Annotated in this window: 15 protein-coding genes and 1 pseudogene; 4 read left to right on the top strand and 12 right to left on the bottom strand. The window is 43.3% G+C overall.

From position 1 onward, the window contains the following. Positions 1-11: 11 nt before the first annotated feature. Genes M1F03_RS04535 through M1F03_RS04525 form a run of 3 tightly spaced genes read right to left on the bottom strand, consistent with a single transcriptional unit; the run spans position 12 to position 984 of the window. Positions 12-374 carry a TIGR03745 family integrating conjugative element membrane protein gene (locus M1F03_RS04535; protein ID WP_073557142.1) on the bottom strand — a complete coding sequence of 121 codons (363 nt, stop codon included), beginning with the start codon at positions 372-374 and terminating at the stop codon, positions 12-14. Positions 375-421: 47 nt separating this feature from the next. After that, positions 422-661 (bottom strand): TIGR03758 family integrating conjugative element protein, encoded by a 240-nt coding sequence (locus tag M1F03_RS04530; RefSeq protein WP_001070025.1) that lies wholly within the window; start codon positions 659-661, stop codon positions 422-424. Then, positions 658-984 (bottom strand): RAQPRD family integrative conjugative element protein, encoded by a 327-nt coding sequence (locus M1F03_RS04525; RefSeq protein ID WP_004239712.1) that lies wholly within the window; start codon positions 982-984, stop codon positions 658-660. Before M1F03_RS04525 ends, M1F03_RS04530 begins: the two co-directional genes overlap by 4 nt. Before the next feature lie 146 nt (positions 985-1,130). On the opposite strand from M1F03_RS04525, the gene M1F03_RS04520 reads away from it, so the two are divergent. After that, positions 1,131-1,739 (top strand): DUF2913 family protein, encoded by a 609-nt coding sequence (locus tag M1F03_RS04520; protein WP_004239713.1) that lies wholly within the window; start codon positions 1,131-1,133, stop codon positions 1,737-1,739. An 87-nt stretch (positions 1,740-1,826) separates the two neighbouring features. Here the strand turns inward: M1F03_RS04520 and M1F03_RS04515 are convergent, their stop codons facing one another. The 9 genes and pseudogenes from M1F03_RS04515 to M1F03_RS04475 all read right to left on the bottom strand — a co-directional run bounded on the left by M1F03_RS04515 (position 1,827) and on the right by M1F03_RS04475 (position 11,163). Then, positions 1,827-2,576, bottom strand: coding sequence for a TIGR03747 family integrating conjugative element membrane protein (locus M1F03_RS04515; protein ID WP_000179437.1), 750 nt, complete (start codon positions 2,574-2,576; stop codon positions 1,827-1,829). Next, positions 2,563-4,710, bottom strand: coding sequence for a type IV conjugative transfer system coupling protein TraD (gene traD / locus M1F03_RS04510; RefSeq protein ID WP_012368437.1), 2,148 nt, complete (start codon positions 4,708-4,710; stop codon positions 2,563-2,565). Before traD ends, M1F03_RS04515 begins: the two co-directional genes overlap by 14 nt. Positions 4,711-5,065: 355 nt before the next feature. Beyond that, entirely contained in the window at positions 5,066-5,620 is a 555-nt protein-coding gene (locus M1F03_RS04505; RefSeq protein WP_004245750.1) for an integrating conjugative element protein, read from the bottom strand. Further along, positions 5,610-6,248 (bottom strand): transglycosylase SLT domain-containing protein, encoded by a 639-nt coding sequence (locus M1F03_RS04500; protein WP_004239718.1) that lies wholly within the window; start codon positions 6,246-6,248, stop codon positions 5,610-5,612. The genes M1F03_RS04505 and M1F03_RS04500 overlap by 11 nt, the downstream gene beginning before the upstream one ends. A gap of 12 nt (positions 6,249-6,260) precedes the next feature. Continuing rightward, complete coding sequence (locus M1F03_RS04495; RefSeq protein ID WP_000790124.1) at positions 6,261-6,995, bottom strand: TIGR03759 family integrating conjugative element protein; 735 nt, start codon at positions 6,993-6,995, stop codon at positions 6,261-6,263. Positions 6,996-7,008: 13 nt separating this feature from the next. After that, positions 7,009-7,749, bottom strand: a complete 741-nt coding sequence (locus M1F03_RS04490) for a hypothetical protein (RefSeq protein ID WP_000149725.1) — start codon at positions 7,747-7,749, stop codon at positions 7,009-7,011. Continuing rightward, positions 7,746-8,408, bottom strand: a complete 663-nt coding sequence (locus tag M1F03_RS04485; RefSeq protein WP_004239720.1) for a PilL N-terminal domain-containing protein — start codon at positions 8,406-8,408, stop codon at positions 7,746-7,748. Before M1F03_RS04485 ends, M1F03_RS04490 begins: the two co-directional genes overlap by 4 nt. 171 nt (positions 8,409-8,579) lie before the next feature. Continuing rightward, positions 8,580-9,017, bottom strand: a pseudogene (tnpA, locus tag M1F03_RS04480) (IS200/IS605 family transposase). Between the two features lie 157 nt (positions 9,018-9,174). Continuing rightward, the gene (locus tag M1F03_RS04475; RefSeq protein WP_000428182.1) at positions 9,175-11,163 is read right to left on the bottom strand and encodes a TonB-dependent receptor; all 1,989 of its coding nucleotides are present in this window, start codon (positions 11,161-11,163) and stop codon (positions 9,175-9,177) included. A gap of 256 nt (positions 11,164-11,419) precedes the next feature. Between M1F03_RS04475 and M1F03_RS04470 the strand changes: the two genes are divergently transcribed. Genes M1F03_RS04470 through M1F03_RS04460 form a run of 3 tightly spaced genes read left to right on the top strand, consistent with a single transcriptional unit; the run spans position 11,420 to position 19,543 of the window. After that, positions 11,420-12,649: an MFS transporter gene (locus M1F03_RS04470; RefSeq protein WP_000974234.1), complete on the top strand. Its 1,230-nt coding sequence runs from the start codon at positions 11,420-11,422 to the stop codon at positions 12,647-12,649. Between the two features lie 31 nt (positions 12,650-12,680). Then, positions 12,681-13,418 carry a class I SAM-dependent methyltransferase gene (locus M1F03_RS04465; protein ID WP_000371013.1) on the top strand — a complete coding sequence of 246 codons (738 nt, stop codon included), beginning with the start codon at positions 12,681-12,683 and terminating at the stop codon, positions 13,416-13,418. Between the two features lie 20 nt (positions 13,419-13,438). Next, positions 13,439-19,543, top strand: a complete 6,105-nt coding sequence (locus M1F03_RS04460; RefSeq protein WP_004239721.1) for a non-ribosomal peptide synthetase — start codon at positions 13,439-13,441, stop codon at positions 19,541-19,543. Positions 19,544-19,548 lie beyond the last annotated feature (5 nt).

The following is a 19,548-nucleotide window of genomic DNA, read 5'->3' as shown; positions in this document are numbered from 1 at the left end:
GTTGCCTCCGCTTAAAAAATAATAGTGGCGGATTTTCCGGCCAGCCAGACGACCGCCACAATCAGGACGACACCGACTACAATAATTGTACCGAATTTACCCCAGCCAGCCTTTTGGTCGCGCACTTCATTGAACGTGGTGACCGCGGCAATGGCCACCACGATAAAAGCCGTCGCAGCCACAACCAGCCCGCCAATCACAATGCCGTCATTAAGATAGCCTTTAATGGTGTCCATCAGTCCGCCGCCGCCACCGGAAGAAGGGGGTTCCACCGAAGGCAGTGCGGCATACGCCGGCATCAGACTGAATAAAGTGAATAACGTCACCACTGACGCACCAATACGACGGACACCACGTCCCCAAAATGATTTCATATCCATAAAATGACCTTTCATTCTGTAAAATAAATTAAACAGCACACTCAACTGGCAAACATCCAGATGCAGACCACCAGTAATATCACTGCCCGGACAGCAAACTGCCCCACCCTTGCAGTACGAACATTTTCATTTGCCCAGCCCCGGTAAACATCAACCAGTCCCCAGGCTGCCCATAAAAACAGCACCGCCAGTAATGCCCCGATACACAACAGATTCAGAACAGCCGGAGACATCCCCGAGCCGGCAGCAGCCTCAAATGCCGCCTGCTGTGACGGATTCATCGCTGCTCCCGGCGGTAATCCCCGCGCAGCGGCTCCGCCACATTAACCGGCATCGTGGGCTGGGCCCGGGAAGGCTCCAGATAGCGGACAATCCCCTGCCGGATAATCTCCACCTCTCTGGAGGCGCGGGAATAATCAAAATAAAAACGGGCGTGATTGTCCTGATTTGCCTGAATACGGGCGCGCTCCAGGCTGGCCTGGATGTGATCGAGCTGCTTTAACGTCAGCGCCAGTTCATCTTTTTCAGCGGCCTGAGCAGGCAATACCCCAAATGCACTGACAACCAACGCAAACAGGGAAATAAGCGGAGAAAATAATCGCATAACGACTCCTTAAAGACGGTTAACGTGGAGTCAGGGTAAAAAAGGCGGACAGAAAAAACAGCAAACAATTAGTTTTCCAAATTTTTTAATTTTATATTGCTTGCTTTTTGCGAAAATAGCTGAAATGAATAAATAAAAGTGAGCCTATGAGTCAGACCATCACCCGAAAAACTGGGCATTTTGCCTGGTGTGCACTGGTTGCCCTGCATCTGGCCCGCAGGGAGGGGCTGGTGCAGTCCGACATGCAGAAAAACCTGTTTTTAATACGCTGGCTGGCAACCGCCAAAAAGCAACGCCGTTTTGACCGTGACGTTACGCCGGATATTGACTGGCTGCTTCAACAGGGACGTACACTGGGGAGCCGGGCCAAACTGCCACAAAAACTGGATTATCTGTACCGCTCCTGTACAGGCGCATTACACGAGCAGAGCGATCTGTTCCGGCTCACTTATGCGCTTGAATCGGCCAAGGAGGCAGGCTTTGCCTATCAGTTATTGAGTGATAAATCGTGGCACAGACGACATGCGGTGAGCCCGGATACGCTCAGCAACACCATCTGTTTATCCAAAAATGCACTGGAGCAGGCTTTTGATACTGACGGTCATCAGACCGCACACCTACCTGTAAAAATCGGAGGTGATATCGCCGCACTAGCTGAACTGCTGACACAATGTGGCTGGCAACTCATCACGACAGACAACCCGCCACTTTATTTACTGCTCACACTCATCAATCCATCAATCAGCGCAGGATAACCCCATCACACCACTGACGCGCGGCCTAGCCGCTTGTCTGCTGACAGAGACACACAAAAACAAGTGTTGTGTGTCTCTGCCCAGCGCCTATAAATATTTTTTAAATGACGCGGTAGCCACTGCCACCGCAAGCCCGAACAACAGAGCCGCCGGTAACAACACCAGATTAGGGTAAATGGCAGACGGCCAGGACAGATAAATCATGCACGGAACAAAAAAGGCCGGCTTAACAAAACGCTTGGCGTGGTGATACACAAAACTGGATTCATACCCGGCACCATAACGCCGCAAATCACGCCGGTTAAAGCCTTCCACCATGCCCACCAACAGCACCATAACAAACAGGGGCATCGACAGCACCAGAATAGTCACCCGGATAAAAAAGGTCAGCGTCACATAAACCGTCGCCAGCAGATAGTCTCTCAGCTCGGACACAAACCAAATCCGCCAGTCATCCAGTTCACGGGCAACTGCATTCCCGCTGACAGGATACACGTTCTGCCAGCTCTCCATCAGCCCGGACTCCACAAACAGCCACCGGTATGCCTGTTCAACGGTATGAGCCAGCCACTGCGCCGGACTGGACATCAGCAGACTACGGGTAAACCCTTCTGACAGATACCCGCTCTCGGTTAACATCACCTGCCGGCTGTGCTCCGCCCCTTCGTCCGCCCAGAAAAACGCAATCCCGACCCACTCAATCAACAGACTGCATACCCAGGAGGCCAGTAATACCCCGATGATGGCCCACGGCCAGTGCCACAACAATTTAGCCGGCAAACCGGGGTCTTTTGCCGGGTGACGCGGGGTTTCCTGACGTACCTCAGCAGTTGCCATCGTTGCCCCCTTCGGTATCCGGTGCCATCTCAGCCACATTCATACCGCCGCTGTCATGCCGCGCATCCGAAAATGATGACGCAGTCCACCAAGTTTCGCCGGTACGGTAATTTTTCTCCATATACTGTGCGATTTTTTGTAAATCCGGTGGCATCAGGGCATCAGCCTCTGCCGCCGGCAGGGGCATCCTGATTTTCCATAACTTCCCGCCTTCCAGCAGCGCAAACGCCTGTCCTTTCGGTAACTGAATAATATCTGCCGGTAACAGCAGCGGTTTAGCCACCATACTGACCCTGTCCTGGGTATTGGAGGTAAAATCACTCCCCTGCCTCGGATTGGAAATATCGGTGATCCCGGATACCAGGGTTTTGGTGTAAATATCCACTTCCGGTAACTGTTCCGTCAGTAATTTCGCGGTCATCAGTTCACGGACACGCAACATCACCAGCGTATTAAAGTTACCGGTGACCTGCGCCGATTTCGCCGCATTCCCCAGCCGGGCTTCAATATCAGACCAGGTCTGTGTGTAGGCCGTCACTTCAATCCCCGCGCCGCCGCTCTTGTTCAGTAACGGAATAAATTCATCCCCCATCAGTTCATTAAATTCATCGCAATGCAGGCTGATCGGTAATTTTCCGGCGTGCTCATCCTCCGGCAGTCCATCCTGAGTCCCGAATTTATAAATATGCCCGGCTACCGAGACCAAATCCGCAAACATGGAATTCCCCACCGCTGCCGCCACTTCCGCATCCGATAACGCATCCAGCCCGACATATACAATCCCTTTTTTCCGAATCACCTGCTGCCAGTCAAAAATCGGACGGGGATCCTGCATATTGGTGTAATCCGGCGACAACAGGGCGGCAGTTTTTCCGGTAGTCAGTTTTTCCAGTAACGGCAGCAGAGAAGCCACTATTTTATCAAAATAGGTCCGGTCATAACGGATCGCACTGCGCAGCCCGTCCAAAATCGGATCATAGATTTTTTTCCCTTTCTCACTACTTAACGCCAGCTCCGTTGCCCAGATAGCCACAGCTTTCGGATCACTTTGCAGATGACGGGGCACATCCTCGACCGTCAGCGCGTTCTGCGCATTCTCGATTTGGGCAAACAAATCAGGTAGTTGTGCTTTAATCACCTGCATCGAATATGTCTGATAGAGTTCCCCGATATTGGTGACATAACGTAAAATTTTGGCATAATCCGGACGCTCCCCCAGAGCAACCAGTGCCCGGGCAATGATATTAACAAACCGCCAGGCAAACTCCCGGAACGCCGCGCTGTTCCCTTCCCCGGATAACTGGCCGGCAACCCGCCCCGCGACTTCCGATACTCGGCCAAAACGCCCGATGGCGTTATAACGGGCACTGATATCAGGCCAGCCCAAGTGAAAAACATAAAACTCCTCACTGCGCCCCGCACGATGCGCTTCCGCCCACATCCGGCGCAATAAATCCGCATCCCCTTTCGGATCAAAAACAATCGTGATATTCCCCCGGCGGATATCCTGAGTGATCAGCACTTCCGCCAGACGGGTTTTGCCGACACGGGTGGTCCCCAGTACCAGCATATGACCAACCCGTTCACGCAAATCCATGGTCACATTCACCTCATCCGGCTCCACACCGTGTAACACCGGATTCCCCCCCACCGGCGTCAGCGGGCGGACCGGATTCAGCCAACTGTCTTTTTGCAAAAGCCGGCAAACCGCCGGAAAACGGGATTCAAAACGGAGTTCAAACTGCCGGGCCAGCCGGTAATGTGCCGGCGGCTGAACATACCGCTCCACTTCCGGACGCTGGGTTTCCAGCAGGCGTTGCGTGTGTTTTTGCTGCCACTGAAACCCTTTTCCCAGAAACAGACGCTGCCGGCTGACCGGCACCTGTGCCGACGTCACCTGATAGCGGGGCAGACGCCGGAGATTCCGGCGGTAACGTAATACCCGGAATCCCTGATGTGCCCGCAATGCGGAAAAACCGGCAAACGCACCGGCGGTGACATAACTCACGGACGGAGACAATGCCACTGCCCAGGGCGCTACCGCACACACAAACGCCGCCCCGCCGGACACCAGAGCACTGTTCAATTCCACGGCCGGTCGCAGCCAGGCCTCTATCACATAACGATCACTCATTCTCTCAAACTCTTTTTTGGTGTTACCCCGGAAAACAGTGTTTAAAAATTCACCGGTGTTTCCAGTGGAAACAGTGTTCAAAAATCATCCAGCGTTTCCACTGGAAACACTGTTTGAAAATTCACCGACACGTCCGGAAAACAATGTGCTCACTGCACTCAACCCCAGGGAGGATCTGACGGATTTTCTTTTTCCGGTACACGCGATTCTTTCCCGTGACAGTGACGATGACGGCGGGCAGGACGGTTTTTTTTCCCCAGGAGTCTCATCACAACAAAGAACACGCACCACATCAGCACGGCCAACCAGAATGCCGGGGAGTCAACCCCATCTGAAGGCCATATCGGCGGTAACATTACTTCACCTGCTGGGTCAACCCGGTTTCCGTGATCAGAACTGGGTAATGTGATAACTGAAGACGGTGAGCTAAATCGGTGCCAGAAGCTGGGGAGAGCAGTCCTCCCTGAGCCAGCGCCTGAAGCGCCTGTAACCCGGTTTCCGATTTCACATTCACCACCATCCCGGCCGCATTCATTGCATTCAGCTGGGCTGCGTGCTGTGTGAGCCATGCCCGGGATAACGGATCATCCCCCACCAGATACAGTGCCCCAATCCCCGGTAAATGCAGGACGCGGTCATCCACCTCCCCCGGCGTCATTTCCGGTGTCTCAACCGGCAACACCATTGACGGGGCCATCACGGACGGCAGAGGGCGGGACGCCGGCTTTGCTGTCCATTCATTCGGGGCATTATTTATCGCGTCATAAAAAGGTGCTGCCGGTTGCCCGCCATAATCCGCCACCACCGTTAATGCCGCCTGACTGCCGCCGGCTGCGCAAAACAGCAGCATCCCCAAGACGGGCAGGGGATAAAAGGCTCGCGTTGTCTTTTCTTCAGGATTATTTCGCATCGGTTTTGTTCTCCGGTTCTATCCACACAAACGATACAGCCCGATCTGTACTGACTGCCGGTAAATGAGCGGGAACGGGTTGTGTACCGCCCGTCAGTGTCGCCAGCTGACGCCGGACACTATTTTTATAGCGTACTGCGGGCTGACCGCCCGCCGGATGGTGATAACAGCCGGCGGCACGGATCCAACTACCCGGTGACGCCTCATAACAGCGGCGCAGGATGCGGGCGGCCACATGCAAATTGGTATAAGGATCAAAGGCCTCCCAGGCGGAACGGAAGTGATGCCCGTTCCAGCCCCAGTTCACCTGTGCAATCCCCACATCAATACGTCTGGGGGATGTCGTCTGTAAAAACGACTGTAAAGCCTGCCAGGCGGCCTGCCGTGTCGGATAACGGTATCCTTTACCAGCCACATTCAGCGTCCACGGCCAGGGATGGATTTCACCGGCCTGCGGGTGATGTGCCGGTAATGTCCAGGATGACTCCGTCAGTGCCAGGGAATACAGGGCTTCTGCTGGTACATTCTCCTGCCGGGCCACCTCACGGTAGCCCGGCGGCACCTCCCGAGCCGGTAACGGCACGGAAAACAGCAGCAGGACAAGAGTGAGCAGGGAATTTTTACGCATCACGCCTCCGGATTAAGGTGTGAGCGGACGCCACCGCCCATCCGGTAACTGTTGCATCACCACCGGTGTGGTGGTCAGTCCGTACTGAAGCGAGAGACCGCCATCATGATTTAACGTAATTTCCCGCTTTCTGACGCGCTCTGCCGGGATATTTTTTTGTCTGGCCCAAGCCCTCAGGCGGTTATCATCCCCCTTTGTCCCCAGCACATAAATATCAAACGGCTGTTTGCCGGCCAGCAGAGTAGCCAGACGGGCATCACACGCGCTACAATTTTCCGCCTGCACAAACAGTGCCTGCCGGCGCTGCGCTGTTCCCTGTTCCATCCTGCCGAATGTTCCCAGACTGACCGGTAATACCTGACCATAGAGCCGCTTCCAGGCAGCATCTACTTCCCGCTGAAACGCCAGCTCTTTTTCTGCCCTGGCAAATTCCTGCTGTACCCACTTTTCAGCCAGCCGGCGGCGCTCTTCGTCTGACCGGGCCTCAATACCCAATGTCGTCAGGGGATCCAGTCCGGGAGACTGAATACCGCGCCGCCCTTTCATCAGCGCCTCAAAACGGGCATACTCCTCCGCACTCAGTCCCCATTCCTGCGCCTCATACTGCAATGACTGTGTCTGACTCTCAGCCGATTTCCCCGCCTCAATCTGAACCGGTCGGGTTGCCCCGGAAACAGACTGTGCAGCTGTCAGCGGTGCGGACATCAGACACCCACCCAGTAAAACCACGCATCTTATGTTTTTCATCACGGCATTCCTTTTATGGCAGGCGCAACGTCACTGTGCGCCCCTGATAACGTAATGTCACACGATCAGTCTGAATGTCGGTCATTTCCCAGCCCTGATAACGTCCGCCTACCGGCAGTAACTGTACCTGCCCCAGCTGACGAATATCCGCAGGAGCCAGTGCGGCAAGAAGACGACCGCCCCGCTGTTCAATCGCGGTTAACTGAAACGGCACGGTCCGGGATGGACGGACAGAAGCCCCGAGACGGGAAGTTTCCGGCGTGGCGGGTTTTGCCCTGACAACCGGGGGATTGACCGTTTTTTGTTCCGGCTGACGCTGTTCCTGCAACTGATGTAACGCCAGTGCCCACTGTGCCTGGCGGGTTTCCAGTTGTGCCAGCCGTTTTTCCAGCCCGTCAGACAGTACGGCGATCTGTTCATCCGGTTTGCCGGCCACCGCCAGCTGTGCTGTCACCGTTCTGAGGGTGTCGCGCTGTGATGCCACATCCTGTTTTAGCGTCGTCAGCCCCTGACGGAGCACGTCCAGTTGCGCATTCATCCGGTCATCCGTGACAGAGTCAGCCATCTTCATCTCAATCGCCTGTAATCGTTGTCCGAGTTGTGACAGAGCCTCTGAGTGTGAACTGATAACATTACTGTGGATAAACAGCGGGATACCGGCCACCAGAGCACAGGCGACCACGCCCGTCACAATCACCCCCCGGTAAATTTTTTTATGTAATGGGGTTACGGACAATTCTTCAGAATGAGTCATTTCAGCCACCCTCCGCGATGAACCTTATTCACATCGGTATGACCAGTGGAAGTGTTAAGCACCGGTGGCACCGGTAATGGCGTACTGCCCGCAGAAAGTGGGGTGACCACAGAGACGGATGAAGCGCCGCTCATTCCTGCATCCGGCGCAGATGGCGTGTATTCCGGACGAAGTCGGTAACACACTTCCCGTTGCACATCATCCACCCACAACTGCCAGGCCGGACCGACAAGGATCTGTAACGCCACATTCAGGCGGATCGATCCCATCTGATAATGAACAGCGGGTAACGGCAAACGATAAAGGTGGTTCGCCTGTCCATCGGACGTGCACAGACGATATCCGGAATCACGCAGGGCATAATGTAGCGCATCCCCGACTGTCGGGGAGACGGAAGCAGGAATACGCAGATGAACAATTTGTTCCAGCGGGTAACGCTGTGCCTGTGAAGGCGAAATATCAACCAGCCGGTAACGGTCATAACGCACCACTTCCGGGGCTGACGGATAAATATCTGGGAGCAGCGGCTGAGCATAACCGACGTTGAGCGGAATCGCGATGTCTGCCGCCGCTTCCGTAGGCTGGGCTGGCTTGTCTGCACAGCCCCCCAACAACAGTGAGGTCAGGGCAAGACATATCGGGAGAGTTTTCATACGCATTTTCTGTCCTGAGTTAACAAAATAAAGTCACAGGCACACTGTGCGCAGAAAAGCAAGCGCTCTCAATAGGAAATTAGTTTTCCGAAAAAAAAGAAAACGGCGGGTGTAAAATACCGCCTCTAAAAGAGGTGGTTTTAAATTGGGCCCCCTATAAGGGGGCTATATTCTTTATTAATCCCCCAACAATTCCATTTGTTGGTCGAGCTCTTGATCAACTTTATCCTGATGCCTTACATAACGCCTAATGATGACTTCATTAACCCCCACCGTATCAGCAAAATATCCCCTAGCCCAAAAATGATTACCCCAAAGTTTCTTACGTATATGTGGAAATCGATTATATAACCTTATCGTACTACGTCCTTTCAGGACTCCCATTAGTGTTGATATTGATAGTTTAGGTGGGATCATTACAACTAAATAAGCATGGTCTGGCTGAACATTTAGCACCAATACTTCACAGTCTTTCATAATGCAGAGAATATAAATTATTCTATAAAGCTCTTTTCCTACTTTATCTTTCAATATATTATAACGATATTTAGGAGTCCAAACTAGATGATATTTGCAACGTCAATACACATGTGATGAACTTCTGTATAAACCCATGTTATTTCCTCTTTACTTGTGGTGAGTAAGAGGTAGTTTTTTAACATGGGTTTCCTTCAGGCTATAGCCTCACAGGGTCAATCATCACCTGCTTAGGTGGTGGTTTAAGGCTGACAATAAAAACCCGCTTTTTGGCGCAGGCGGATTTTACTATACCCTAAAAGTTAATACTTCCCTGAACCCCGATCTCTCTCGGATTACCTAGCTGTGCTTTATTACCAAATGCATACGTTCGATATAAAGCATCACCAATATTTTTCGCATAGATACTAAGTTCATATTGCTTTGTAGGGTGCCATGATATTGATGCATCAACAACAGTATAATGCCCTTGTTCTAAATTATTTTGCTCATTAAAGTAAAATGGTCCATTAAATCTGACTGCAATCCGAGAAGACCACTTTTGCTCCTTGCCATATAAGCCCTCCCATGAAATTAATGAACTATAACTAGGAGTATAAGCAGGTCTTTTATTTTTATGTTCTCCACTGGTAAACTCTGATTGATTGAACATGCCACCCAGTGAAATACTATGATTAGGGGTAAGCTTTGATTTCCAAAGATATTCTATCCCTCGACTTCTTGAATCTCCCATATTAGATAATGCCTGATAACCAATAACACCTACATATCCTTGAACATCTTTACTATCTATTTGATATAAAGTAATTTCGGCCATATGGTTATCATTAACACTGTGCCATTTCCAACCTAATTCCATTTCCGTGGCAATTTCCGATTTATAAGAAGTCAGAGCTAGTTTATCAACCCCTTCTTTGTTAAAACCACCAGGTTTAAAACCGCGGCCAACTCCAAACCATATACGATTCTGCTCATTTGGAAGCCAGGCGATACTTGCTCGTGGAATAAAGGCATTAAAAACTGCATTATTATTATAATTAGACTCACCTTTTCCTTTTTCTAAAATAATCATTCGAGTTTTTGCTTTTTCGTGAGAAAAACGAGCCCCTGCACCTAACTCCCAATTGTCATTTATCCTGTATGCACCATCAAAATATCCAGAGTAATTATAAATATCATTATCAGATTTTTTTCCTCCCATTCCGACTTTCCCTACAGATAAATTATCATGTCTATAACCCATCTTTTGAAATGATACCCCTATAATTCCACTTAGATCCCCCCCCTCATAATTAGCTCTTGCTTCTGAATACAAAATATCCTGAGAATCATCTTGTAACGTTCCGTCCATAAACAATCTATCTATATCCATATTTTGATAAGAAAGTATCGTTTTAAACTTCCATTCATCATTAAAATCATAACCTGTATTCCAGGAAATATTTTTTAATTTACGTTTAAGATTAGGTGTTTCATATAACCATTCAGTATCAATTTTTGAACGTGAAAGAGGTGAAAAAGGAACAAAATATTCCTCATGAGAATGGTAATTTTCTCCACCTACTTTTAAATTAGACTCAAATAATGTATCAGGGGAAATATAATTAGCAGACAACCATCCAGCTTTTATATCTCTGCTATCAACATTTTTTTTATCCCATGCTGGATTGTTCAAAGAACCATTATTTCTATCGAGACTAACATTCCCCTGAAAAGCCCAGCCGTTTTCCATGTAGCCAGTGCTTCCTCCTGTATTGATTCTTTCCCCTTGACCAAAATATTGCCCCCCTAACCATGCTTCAGCGTGACTACTGGGTTTTTTGGTAATAACACTGATAATCCCTCCCAATGTGCCACGCCCATAAATAACTCCTTGTGGGCCTTTAAGTAGCTCAACTTGCTCAACCCCTTGAAGAGATTGAGCATACGATTGAGAAAGCTGGGGAGCACCATCAACAAACAGTCCCAAACTTGGAGAAAAGAAATCGGCCGAAGATTGGCCCCGAAGAGTCATATTGTTATAAATACGCGAACTTCGGTTTGCAGATAACAACTCAGGAAAAACTGCGCTCAAATCATCAGTTTGATTAACTAAAGATTTTTTTAACTGTTCATCAGTTTGAACATTCACATTACCAATTACATCAAAACTACTTTGAATGCGCTTAGTTGCAGTAACAGTTATTGTATTATCATGCTGTTCTGTGGCAGCTACAGAGCTTACTGTTACCATTGTAGCCGCTACAAAAGATATAGATTTAAATAAAGTTCCTTTATTTTCCATATAAACCCCAAAATGTGCAATGGCACTTTACGCCGAAATGTTAATGCGAATTAATATCATTTGCATTGTTATTATTATTTGAGGTTGATCACATTTTGAGCATGAAAATTATATATACTTATGAAAGTGTGCTGAGTAACAGAAAACATGAATATTAAGGTGGGTTAATAGAGTGCAAACCAATGACAAAAAACAAAAGGATCATTGCTGCTATAAATCAATCTGTTATGAGTTATCAGCCAACAGAAGGATCATTATGGCTATAGGTGGGGTTTATATCACCCAAACCCTTATATCAATGATTATCATGCAATCTGTACCAACCTTACTAAGAAGTGAAGGATTTTCTCTCTCTTTAATTGGATTGACTTCACTTTTTATGCTTCCTTGGACACTTAAATTTTTATGGTCTCCATTTATTGAACGCCTGAGATTACCTTTTGGAAAAAAATTTCGCCGTTCACGTAACTTGATTCTTATTGGTCAATCATTGGTTGCTCTTTTAGTTTTTTTACTTATTCTAATAAACCCTAACGATAATATAAGCAAACTGAATAATCTTTGGATTTTTGGAATATTTATCCTATGTGCATTCTTAACATCGACTATTGACATTGCATGTGATGGCATGGCGGTAGAACAGATTAAGGCAAGTAATAGAGGGTGGGGAAATATTGCCCAAGTTGGCGGAGGAGAAATAGGAGCATTATTAGGCACTAGTGGTTTTTTATTAATTTCCAGTTATTTTAGCTTAAATACTGCATTTGCTATATCAGCTCTAACCATCATATTACTTACAATTCCAACACTCTACTTTAAAGAATCAGATAGACTAACCACATCTGAAACTTACCATATACCCAAATTATCATATGCATTTAATCGAAAAGAGGTAAGAATTGGTATTTTATTAGTAGTTTTATTAGAAGGAGGTAACAGAATCACAGATATGATTACCGGACCTCTATTAATAGATATAAATATTACATTAAATAATATTGCACTATTAATAGGAAGCTTCAATTTTTGTGCAAGCCTATTTGGAACACTTTTAGGTGGTATATTAATAAAAGTATTTGGCATATGGAAATCAATTTTCATTACCTATGGTTTACAAGGTTTAATTTTTACTTTCATATCCATGGCTATAGGAATAAAATATATCCCACATGAAATACTTTTTTTACTTATAGGGTTCAAATATATTCTTTTTTCTGCAGGACTAGTTTCTTTTTACACTGGTTTAATGAGCTTATCTTCATTGAAACAAGCTGGTATTGATTTCACTATTTTCCAATGTACAAATGCTTTTACAGCAATCATTGCTACTCTATTAGGCACTTGGACAGCGGAGAACTGGTCTTATCATTTTGTTTTTGCAATATCATCTATTTATACTTTTATCGCAGTACTAATTTCCATTAAATTAATAAAAAAACGCCTTAAACTAAATATTTCATCAAACAATTTTGAGCAATATGTATAATTAGTAGGAAATTGAATAAGGTAATTACAGAATGGATAACTATGAAGATTATTATACTCAGTCTGCTGAAATGTATGATATTTTAAGCGAACCTCATTGGGAAACTCGTAAAGATACATTTATAAAATCCTTGAAGTTTATGGGAGTAAAAACAGGCAACTGGTTAAATATAGGTTCCGGCACTGGCCAAGAATTAAGTATAATTGCGCAAATGTTTCCAGACATACATATTTTTGCAATTGAACCGTCTGCATCTATGCGTATTGGCCTAATGACAAGAATTATGATGTTACCTGAAATACAACACCAAGTAACTGTGATTGCTGATACATTTCAAAATACCATTCTACCAAAATCATTTTCTGCCGCTATTATATGTGGCTGTATAGGATATTTTAATCAGAATGATAGAAAAATATTATGGAATAAGCTTGCAAATGGGCTAGAAAAAAAAGGTGCTATTTTGGTAGATACAATGCCGTTTAATACGCCTTGTAACATTTCTAAGATACTATTAAATAGTAAAAAAATAGGGAACCATATCTATGAAATTTATTTAAGTGGCAAACCTATAGATCAAGAGGCTATTCGTTGGAATATGAATTTTAAAATCATAGAAGACGATAAAGTCATACGAAATTTTAATATAGAAAGAGATTGGTATACTTTTGGAATTGAACAAGTAATTAAGGAGGCATCAAGAGAAGGATTGGTCCATGAAAACATTAGCTCAAGTACTGTACCAATGGCAATCCTCCGCCATAAATAACTCATAATTAAGGTATAGAAATGAAAATATTAAGTGATATTAATAACATAAAAGAATTATGTTCCAAGCAAATAAACATTGACAAAAATAAATTTTCAGATAAGGACAATCTGATAAAATTAGGTCTTGATTCAATTGGATTTATGCAATGTTTATATATTTTCCAAAAAAATGGTTATGCTATAACATTAAAAGATTTGTATTTAAATCCAACAATAAAAGGATGGTATAAAATATTAAAAAAATCAGATATAAATAAAAAAGAAAGAAAAGATAATATATATACACATAAAACAATAAAAAATGCTGGTGAGTTTTCACTTACACCTATACAACATGCCTATTTTGTCGGCCGTTTGAATAAACAAACTCTTGGTGGTGTTGCTTGCCAAATTTATCAAGAATTTGATGGCACCCCTAAATTTACTCCGGAAAGTTTAGAGAAAGCATTAGTATTATTATCAAAACGTCATCCCATGTTGAATATAGTATTTCACCAACAGGGTACACAATTTTGGTCTCCTAACCCAAATAGAAAATATGTTACATATCATGATTTTAGTAAATTACCAAAAGATGAGTATGAGAAAAAACTTTTACAATTACGGGAAAAATTAAGCCATCAGGTACTAAATGTTGAAAGCGGTCAGTTAATTGATTTTCACATGATATCGCTACCTAACAACAGATATCGTTTATGTACTAATATTGATATGTTGATTGCAGATGGTACAAGTTATTCATTACTCTTTACTGAACTTTGTTTATTATTGAGCGGAGAAATACTGCCTCAGTTAGATGAGCACTATGACTTTTACCATTATTTACAAGATAAAAAACAGTATGAAAACAAAGAATCAGCATATCAATATTGGAAAAATAAAATCCCAAACCTACCAGACTCTCCTCTTCTGCCATTATATATGGATCCAGAAAAAATAAATAAAATAAAAATTAAACGCCTTAGCTGGACATTTAGCTCAAAAGAATGGAAAAACTTTAGTAATTTGGCTAAAGAAAATAATATTACACCTTCCATTGCATTAGCAACCTGTTTCTCATCTGTACTTGCAAGATGGACTGGCCAAAATAGCTTATTACTCAACTTTACATTATTTGATAGAAAGCCATTAGCCCCTGCAGTTAATAATATTATAGCTGATTTTACTAATGTCATTCTTTTAGAAATGAAAACAGACAATCGACCATTAATTTCATTATCTAAAGACAATCAAAATACATTTATTGAAGCTTGGCAACATTCTGATTATTCTGGTATTGATATCATTAGAGACCTTCGTAAAAATGGCACCCATCCTTATGGGTGTCCTGTTGTCTTTACTAGCCATATTAATCAACCACTTATTGATAAAAATATAGAATCTGTATTAGGTTCTATAGGATGGGGAATATCACAAACCCCACAAGTTTGGCTTGATCACATGGCAATTAACAAAAGTGGAAATATTGTTTTACAGTGGGATTATAACAATGACTTGTTCCGGAATGATGTTATAACAACAATATTTGATGTTTATATTTCTCGTATACGCCAACTTGCCAACGATCCTAATGCCTGGATTGAAACCCAACCTGATTTAATTCCTAAAAAACAATTAAAAAATAGAATATCAGTTATCAAAAAAGATAATTCACTATTACCACATACACTGCATAAGTCTATTTTCCATAATTATTCAAATTCATCAAAAATTGCTGTCATTGATATCGACTCTCAGGAATGGAGCTACAAAAAATTATTATCTAAAGCAACAATACTCAGTGATCAAATAATACAACAAGGTTATAAACCAGAAGACAGAATTGGTGTATGTATGCCAAAAGGAGTAGGGCAAATCATTAGCGTTCTGGCTATTTTATTAATGGGGGGAACTTATGTTCCGATTGATGTACTACAACCAGAAGAACGTATAAACCGCATTGCTAAAAATGCTCAGCTTTCATTACTCATCGTATCTGATAGCGATCCATCCTATTCAATCTATGCTACATTTTGTAACAGGATTGTTTGGCAAAAAGTTCAACCCTCCGAGAATAAACCACTACACAATATAGATATATCTCCTCATCAAGCAGCTTATGTTATTTATACTTCAGGTTCTACTGGAGAGCCTAAAGGTGTTGTTGTATCCCATGCCAGCGCAATGAATACCTGCCTTGATCTCAATCGGCGATATAACATTTCAGACAAAGATCGGGTACTTGCCATATCAGCACTACATTTTGATCTGTCTGTTTATGATATTTTCGGTGTTTTAAATGCCGGAGGGACTCTTGTATTAGTTAAAGAAGATGAGCGCCGTAATCCTGATGCATGGTTACGACTTATTAACCAACATAAAATAACACTTTGGAACAGCGTACCTGCACTGTTTGATATGTTACTAACCTATGCAGAAGGAATAGGGTCATCCATTCCACAATCGCTGCTATTAATCTATCTCTCTGGAGATTGGATTGGGCTTGATCTCCCGACACGTTACTATAATTTCTGCCCTGATGGACAAATAGTCGCCATGGGAGGTGCCACAGAAGCCGCTATTTGGTCTAACTATTTTAATGTCACAACATTAGACCCATCCTGGAGCTCGATACCTTATGGATATCCTTTATCCAACCAACGTTATCGTATTGTTAATGCTAGAGGAGAAGATTGCCCTGATTGGGTATCAGGAGAACTTTGGATTGGTGGTGCAGGCGTTGCGTTAGGCTACCTAAACGATCCCGAAAAAACAGCACAACAGTTTGTAAAACAAAATGGTGAAAATTGGTATAAAACAGGTGATATGGGAAGATATCTCCCTGGCGGTATACTTGAATTTTTAGGAAGACGTGACCGCCAAGTTAAGATTGGCGGATACCGTATAGAACCAGGGGAAATTGATGCTGCATTCAATAAGCTTCAGGGTGTGCAAAATGCGATTACACTATGCCTTGGTAATGGTAATAAAGAAAAAGCATTACACTCTTTTGTGATACTAAATTCGGGTAATTACCAGGATATTATCAGTTCAAATAGCACCTTTTCTCCCCTCTACTATCTGCGCTCAACCCCAATAAATGTACAACAACAATCCCAAGAAACGGCAATCATAGCTGGATTTTTATATGATTATCTTACTGAACAAAATATTGATTTCGACAACCTCTTGTCAGAAAAAAAATCAGCAGATGACCATAGCATTATCGCTAGCTATCAGTCATTAATGGCTAATTGGCTAAATTTAATAGCACAATATCCACAAACTACACTCAATTCCCCCCCAACTAATAGTACCCAGCGAACGCTAATAGAAAATTTGCAGCGCCACAAAAACAATTTAACAGACATACTCAAAGGTAAAAAATCAGCTCTAACACTATTTGATGATCCCTATTGGTCACCAGAACAAGTCACTATGCGTATTGATGGAATGCACTACTCCTTAGAAAATTTACTACAACAAATAAGAGAACTTCATCATTCACTAAAAAGGCCAATAAAAATCATTCAATTAGGTGCTAGAAGCGGTATTTCAGCAAATTATATTCTGCAACGATTACCCACTAATATGGTTACCCTACTGCTAACTGATGAGTCTCTTTCAATGGTAACGCAAGCTAACCAAAATTTATCAGATTATCAAAATAGTTATGCTGAGCCTCTTACAGAAGTATTTCTTCATAAAAATCGATATAGTGCAGATATCATTTGGATGAACAATTATCTTCATCGATTAGACAGCCCACAAAAAGAGATACAAAAATTCGTTTCACTCTGTGCTCCGAGTGGAATGATTTTTATACAAGAAGTGTTACATGCCCCTGCACAATCACTGATAAGCATCTCTTTATTACAACAAAATGGTAGTGATCCTGCTGATGAATTATTAACAGCAAAAAAATGCAAAGATATCTTTAGCGCTTCTACTGCGACTTATAAAAGTGAAGGAGTTAACGGCGAAATATTGACACAGTTATACCAAGCACCAGAAAAAATTTATTTACCAGATAAAAATAAGCTAGAGCATGATTTGCGCCAATTTTTACCAGACTATATGATCCCAAAACATATTTATTTTCTAACTGAGTTCCCCTTAACCGCAAATGGCAAAATAGATAACCAATCATTAAAATTGTATTGTCAGGAATACCAAGAAGAATACCTAAATCAACAACCTATCAATGGTAAAGAACAGATCATCATAACAATATGGCAAAAGCTCCTTGGCACCAACAAGATACACCGTCACAGTCATTTCTTTCGTGAAGGGGGAGATAGCCTAGTTGCTATTCGATTGATCTCTGATTTAAACCATATTGGCTACCAAGTTGAACTGGAGCATATCTTTGCTTATCCGATCCTTTCTGATTTTGCACAAAATATAAAGCAGAGCGAAGTTTTCGAAAAACAGCCAGCAATTTCACATAACGAGGCGTATAGATACAATCCATTTCCACTCACTGATATTCAGCAAGCTTACTTAGTTGGACGGCAAAATAATTTTACACTTGGGGGTGTTGGTACACATTTTTTTGTCCATTTTATAGCGGAAAATTTAGATGTACCTAAATTAGAACGTACAATTAATCAGTTGATTTCTCGTCATGATATGTTACGTGGTGTCATTATTAATGGACAACAACAAGTACTTAAAAAAGTTCCTTATTATTCCGTTAAAACGCATTATATCCCTACAGAAAAAAGTGACGCTTTTCTAGTATTACGAGCTCAACTTGCTAACATTGTTTATGATCCAGAAATTTGGCCTTTATTTACTATTCAAGTTATCAAGACCAAAGAACAACCAGATCATATTTTTATTAGCCTTGATAACTTATTCCTTGATGGAATGAGTATGCAGATATTTTTCAGTGAGCTAAAAACACTGTATATGGAGCCAAATCACCAATTTATCCCTCTAGATATTACTTTTCGAGATTATATTGATTGTGATGCCTATCCGATTAACACACAAAATGATTGGGAATATTGGTTAACGCGTTTACCACAATTACCACCAGCCCCACAATTGCCACTAATAAAAGATCCAGCACAGATTGTGCAACCTCGCTTCTCGCGTTTACAAACATCATTATCTACTTCTGTTTGGCAAGCACTACAACAAGTTGCTCAGCAAAATAATGTTACGCCAGCAGCACTTTTGATTGCTGCTTATTGCGCCACATTATCCGCATGGAGTAAAAGCCCTGAGTTAACAATTAATTTGACATTATTTAATCGGCATCCTGTACATCCTCAAATAAATGAAGTACTTGGTGATTTTACCTCATTACAATTACTCGATTGGTATACCTGTGATCTTTGGTCAAACAGTATCTCAATGATGCAAAAACGTTTACATAAAGATATGCAACATCGTAGTGTTTCAGCCATCAAAGTAATGCGTGAAATGGCAATTCAACGACAGATGTCTCATATAGAGATACCTGTCGTTTTTACCTGTGCATTGGGCTATAAACATGATGAAGGTTTTCTTTCTCATCATTCATGGCTAAAACCTGTTTGGGGAATATCACAAACACCACAAACATGGCTAGATCATCAAGTATATGAGTCAGACGGTGAATTATATTTAAACTGGGATTTTGTCGAACAATTATTTGACTACACAACCATTTTTTCCATGTTCCAGCAATATGAACATATACTCACTAAACTGGCTACTGAACCACAATCTTGGCAATTGCCACTAAATAAACTTATACCAAGATGCAATAATCTCGTCATCACCCCAGTTTTCAATGCCAAAAATAATCAAAACACACATTATAAACAATCTACTGATACACAAAAAACAGGTCAGACAATACAAAAACTACAACAACTTGTTAAGCAAGTTATTGGAATAACGTTAGCACCTGAAACAAATTTTTTCGAAGCAGGTGCCAGCTCTTTACAATTGGTTCAACTTCATGCAGCACTACAAAAAAATGGCTATAGCCATATTACAATTACTGATCTGTTCGCTAGTCCAAATCTAAGTACATTAGCGCAATTGCTTTGGCAAAACACTTCACCAACATGTGAGCAATATTCCGACCGAGACAAACACAAAAACAAGAGAAAGAAACGGTTACAACTACGAACTCATAGTAGATAAAGGAT

Source organism: Providencia sp. PROV080 (genome assembly GCF_033688105.1).
Classification (GTDB): Bacteria; Pseudomonadota; Gammaproteobacteria; order Enterobacterales; family Enterobacteriaceae; genus Providencia; species Providencia zhejiangensis.
Note: the sequence above shows the minus strand (reverse complement) of the source record. Positions and strands in the feature narration are given on the sequence as shown.

Bases quoted from the DNA above. Each gene is read 5' to 3' on its own strand.
- M1F03_RS04535 (WP_073557142.1), bottom strand. From the start codon at position 374: ATGAAATCATTTTGGGGACGTGGTGTCCGTCGTATTGGTGCGTCAGTG.
- M1F03_RS04530 (WP_001070025.1), bottom strand. From the start codon at position 661: ATGAATCCGTCACAGCAGGCGGCATTTGAGGCTGCTGCCGGCTCGGGG.
- M1F03_RS04525 (WP_004239712.1), bottom strand. From the start codon at position 984: ATGCGATTATTTTCTCCGCTTATTTCCCTGTTTGCGTTGGTTGTCAGT.
- M1F03_RS04520 (WP_004239713.1), top strand. From the start codon at position 1,131: ATGAGTCAGACCATCACCCGAAAAACTGGGCATTTTGCCTGGTGTGCA.
- M1F03_RS04515 (WP_000179437.1), bottom strand. From the start codon at position 2,576: ATGGCAACTGCTGAGGTACGTCAGGAAACCCCGCGTCACCCGGCAAAA.
- traD (WP_012368437.1), bottom strand. From the start codon at position 4,710: ATGAGTGATCGTTATGTGATAGAGGCCTGGCTGCGACCGGCCGTGGAA.
- M1F03_RS04505 (WP_004245750.1), bottom strand. From the start codon at position 5,620: ATGCGAAATAATCCTGAAGAAAAGACAACGCGAGCCTTTTATCCCCTG.
- M1F03_RS04500 (WP_004239718.1), bottom strand. From the start codon at position 6,248: ATGCGTAAAAATTCCCTGCTCACTCTTGTCCTGCTGCTGTTTTCCGTG.
- M1F03_RS04495 (WP_000790124.1), bottom strand. From the start codon at position 6,995: ATGAAAAACATAAGATGCGTGGTTTTACTGGGTGGGTGTCTGATGTCC.
- M1F03_RS04490 (WP_000149725.1), bottom strand. From the start codon at position 7,749: ATGACTCATTCTGAAGAATTGTCCGTAACCCCATTACATAAAAAAATT.
- M1F03_RS04485 (WP_004239720.1), bottom strand. From the start codon at position 8,408: ATGCGTATGAAAACTCTCCCGATATGTCTTGCCCTGACCTCACTGTTG.
- M1F03_RS04475 (WP_000428182.1), bottom strand. From the start codon at position 11,163: ATGGAAAATAAAGGAACTTTATTTAAATCTATATCTTTTGTAGCGGCT.
- M1F03_RS04470 (WP_000974234.1), top strand. From the start codon at position 11,420: ATGGCTATAGGTGGGGTTTATATCACCCAAACCCTTATATCAATGATT.
- M1F03_RS04465 (WP_000371013.1), top strand. From the start codon at position 12,681: ATGGATAACTATGAAGATTATTATACTCAGTCTGCTGAAATGTATGAT.
- M1F03_RS04460 (WP_004239721.1), top strand. From the start codon at position 13,439: ATGAAAATATTAAGTGATATTAATAACATAAAAGAATTATGTTCCAAG.